The 3,789-nt window shown below is 66.3% G+C and carries 2 protein-coding genes; both read right to left on the bottom strand.

Features of this window, described 5'->3' with window-relative positions:
• Nucleotides 1–1,515 precede the first annotated feature (1,515 nt).
• Entirely contained in the window at nucleotides 1,516–1,980 is a 465-nt protein-coding gene (locus QMG86_RS13870; protein WP_159840527.1) for a pyridoxamine 5'-phosphate oxidase family protein, read from the bottom strand.
• A gap of 174 nt (nucleotides 1,981–2,154) precedes the next feature.
• A complete protein-coding gene (locus QMG86_RS13865) occupies nucleotides 2,155–3,525 on the bottom strand; it encodes a wax ester/triacylglycerol synthase family O-acyltransferase (RefSeq protein ID WP_281879946.1) in 1,371 nt (456 codons plus the stop codon).
• Nucleotides 3,526–3,789: the final 264 nt, after the last annotated feature.

Raw genomic sequence — 3,789 nt, 5'->3', positions numbered from 1 at the left:
CGCATGTCCCCTTATTCATACCCGGACGCGCGAAGGCATGACGGAAGCACGCCCGCTCTCCGCGTCCGAAATCTGGCTTGTATATGCACTTCGTGTACTGGGAAGCGGCGCTACCCCTGCGCTTCGCCGCTCCGTTCAGGTTCCGCGTGTAGCTCGATCCGCCGGTGCCCGACCTCCGATCGGCCTGCCTACGGCGACTCCCACACCTCCTGTTTGTCGGCATTCCAGTCGTCTCAAAATCTGAAAACAGAACTTTTGAACCTGTGGTGAAGCATCGACACTCTGGCGGGACAAGCTATCTGACAGCAGCTCGGCTCAGTCTAGTCATATCAAAGCTCCCAGCTCCGCACGGAAGCCGGGCGTTTCGAATCTCGGTGCGCGCAATGCGGGCCGTGACACAGCCCGGGCGATGCGACCGCAGTGCGCAGGTATCCGACACCGAAGTGCCTGGTTCCGAGGGGTCGCCCCGCTAGGAGACACCCGCGATCGGGCATCGTACATGCCGGGTCGCGGCCGGAATCAAGCCGGGATGGCCAACGCCGCGGAAGCGAGCAGGAAGCAAACCTCGACCGCCGATGCTCCGAATCTGCTATTCCCCTAGAAGAAATTGATTGACAACAGGGCAATACATTGGCAATTGCATTGTGTCCAACCTTCTCGCATCTAACCAATTGCCTCAGCTCGGCTTGAAGTCAGATTTCGACGCAACACCACCGGCATACACATATTTATGTGTCATCCGAATTCTCCGGTATACACTTCCGGGCGGAATCATGCACGTATGTCTCGCTTTCCCGTCGGGCGCCGTTGTCTTATCCAGAACGATTCCGCCGGGCCGCGCACCTTTCCGCGCTCGCCATCATCCCGATTCGCCGGTCAGCCGAAGGCGCGCAGCCGTCGAGACGAGCCCGGCGAATGGCGTCCGGCCGGTCAAACCACGGATCCGCCCCGCCAACCGGTTCGCCGGAGACCGGCGCCGACCCTCCTCGAGCATGCTCGAGTCACCATGGAGTGTGTTATTCCGCAGCGGATCTCGCACGTCTAACGGACACGCGAACGATCGCACCGGAAGCGTCGCAAAGAATTCTCGGGACGATGGTTCGGCAAATTCGGTCGATGGCTCACGCGGCGTACCGGGGGGACAAATCTCCCGGTCGAGGGGATGCGGAGAGGTCCACCGGTCGCTTTCCGCACCCGAAAGTCCTCGATTCTCCGATATCTCACACCTACCGCCGCTGAACCGATACGCTCGCCGTCGCTGCGCAACCACTCCAGATCGGCCTCGCCCAGCGAGATCCCGGGCCCGGAGCCGGTCCGGATCGCCATCGAAGTGACGATGTGCAACGCACAGCCAGGCAGCGCGGCTTCGACTGCCGCTCAGGCGTCCACCTGACACGAGCCGGCCGAGCCGTCGACCGCGGCCAGGATTCGAGAGTCCAGATCTGCTACGCGCGAGATGCTTTCCGTGTCCATGGGATCCTTCGGGGTCCATCGGATCCTTCGGGCCTGCCGGGGTCAGCGCGCCGCCTGATCCTGCTCGCCGAGCAGCCGGACACCGGTCACGATCGTGGGTTCGATGGCGATGACCGTGTCCATGACCGCATCGGCCCACGGCCGCAGCAGTCGGGTATAGCGCTCCACCCGTTCGGGGTCGGTGACCGTACGGGCGAGGCCGGTCACCACGACCGACCAGCCCACGTGGGTCACCGCATCGATGTCGTCGGCCTCGTAGGCGACGACGACGGAGGGATCGGCGCGGACGGTGCCGGTGAGCCGCGAGGTGACCCGGGTACGCACGATGACCAGCCCGGCGTCCACGAAATGGTTGACCGGACGGATCGCGGGCAATGCGTCCCGGGTGAAGACGACGCGGCCGTAGGCGACGCCGGCCAGCAGACGCAACGCCTCCTCGCGGTCGATCTCGACCATCGTGCGGGCCGGGACGCCGTTGTCCGCGACACGGCCGTTCGATGCGATCATGATCTCGCACCGCGGCACATCACGCGCGCATCCACTGGGGACGACCTCGCTTTCCGGTCTGCACTCGATACCACGGCTTCCCATACCATCACCGAGTTCTCCTGCTGGACAGAGCAGAAAGTCCCCGATCGGTCCCTGCCACCTGCGGAGCCGGGACTCCCGGCCGAGTGATCGTCATGGTCCGCTCACCTCCGGCCGGGACGGTCGCCGGAGGCCGGCACGCTCCCGTAGCCGCCGGAAATCCCGCTCGATACCCTCCGCGAGCACCGCGATATCGGGGGCGCTGTCGTAATCTCCCGTGATGCCGAACGTCAACTGGTCCGCGTAGCTGAGCACCGCGACGGCGGTGCGCACTCGCATGGCGATCGGCACGGCGGGCAGGATCTCCGATACCGTGCGCCCCCGGATGGTCAGCTGGTCACGCGGGCCGGGCACGTTCGTCACCAGCGCGCCGACGGTTCGTTGCGGGAACCGCGCCAGCAGACGGAGACTCCACGCCAGGGGCGCGAACGGCAGCAGGCCGGCCAGTGCGAGCACCGAGTTCTCGGCTTGCGCCGCACCGCCCGACTTGTGCCTGGACATCCGCTCACCGATCGTGTTCAGCCGCTCCACCGGATCGGCCATATCGATCGGCAGGAACGGCAGCACCGCCGTAACCCGATTGTCCATCAGGTATTTCGCCTTGTCGGACCGCATGGAGATCGGGACGAGGATACGCAGTTTGTCCGGAGCTGTCCGCTCGTTCCGGCCGGCCAGCAGGTCGCGATAAGCGCCGGCGACGGATGCCAGGACGACATCGTTCACCGTGACGCCGAACGCGGCACCGATGTCGTGCACGTCCGACAGGGCGGCCCGTGCCATCGCGTACCGGCGTTGCCGTCCGATGGGGCCGTTGAGCGAGGACTCGGCGGCCGGCGACACTACGGCGGACACCACCGGAGCCAGACCGCGCGTCACCGCGAGCACCGACCGTGGCGCGACGACGGGGAGCCGCGTCACTCCGCGGACCGCATCGAGCCACCGCATCCCGGCGCGGCGGCCCTGCGTGTCGGACCTGGGGTGATCCGGCTCCCCCGGCACGGGATCGCAGAAACTCCGGAACACGGATATCCCGGACACGCCGTCCACCAAGCTGTGATGCGCTTTGACGAACAGTGCCCACCGGTCTCCCGCGAGATGTTCGACGACGACGCACTGCCACAGCGGATGGTCGCGATCGAGCCGCTCCTCCAGTTCCGCCGCCACCAGTTCGCACAATGCGGGGTCGTCACCCGGCGTGGGCAGCGCGGTCCACCGAATGTGGTGCGTGACATCGAAATCCGAGTCGTCCTCCCAGACCGGCGTAGCCAGGTCCAGCGGCGCGCGCCGCACCTTCTGGCGCAGGCGTGGGTTCCGCTCCGCGCTCCTGGCGACCATGTCGCTGAACTCGGGCCTGCCCGGCGGAGCGCCGGCGATGATCGCCACCGCGCCGATCCCGAGGCTGATGTGCCGGTCAGCGTCCTCCAGTTCCATGAAGCCCGAATCGAGGGGCCGTAGTTCTGTCATGGGCACGCTCATTCCGGTGGTCGATGCCCAGCGCTCCGGCCACACGGCCCGGCGAGATACATCGCGGCACCTCGATCACTTGTTCGTCGGAACCCGCCGTTCCAGTGCGTCCTCGACGACCGGCGCGCGCGGCTGGGACAGGGACTCCTCGGTTCGTCTTTCCAGCATCGCGCGAAGTGTCGCCGGAGTTGATGGCCGAAGGTCACCGATTGCAGGGCCCTCCGGCCACGCGGCACGAGCATCGGCACCGGCAGGCACGGGGGG

It is taken from the genome of Nocardia sputorum (assembly GCF_027924405.1).
In the GTDB taxonomy this organism is placed as follows: Bacteria; Actinomycetota; Actinomycetes; order Mycobacteriales; family Mycobacteriaceae; genus Nocardia; species Nocardia sputorum.
This window is presented reverse-complemented; position numbering and strand designations above follow the sequence as displayed.

Excerpts from the sequence above, each read along its gene's own strand:
- QMG86_RS13870 (WP_159840527.1), bottom strand. The coding sequence starts at position 1,980 with ATGATCGCATCGAACGGCCGTGTCGCGGACAACGGCGTCCCGGCCCGC.
- QMG86_RS13865 (WP_281879946.1), bottom strand. The coding sequence starts at position 3,525 with ATGACAGAACTACGGCCCCTCGATTCGGGCTTCATGGAACTGGAGGAC.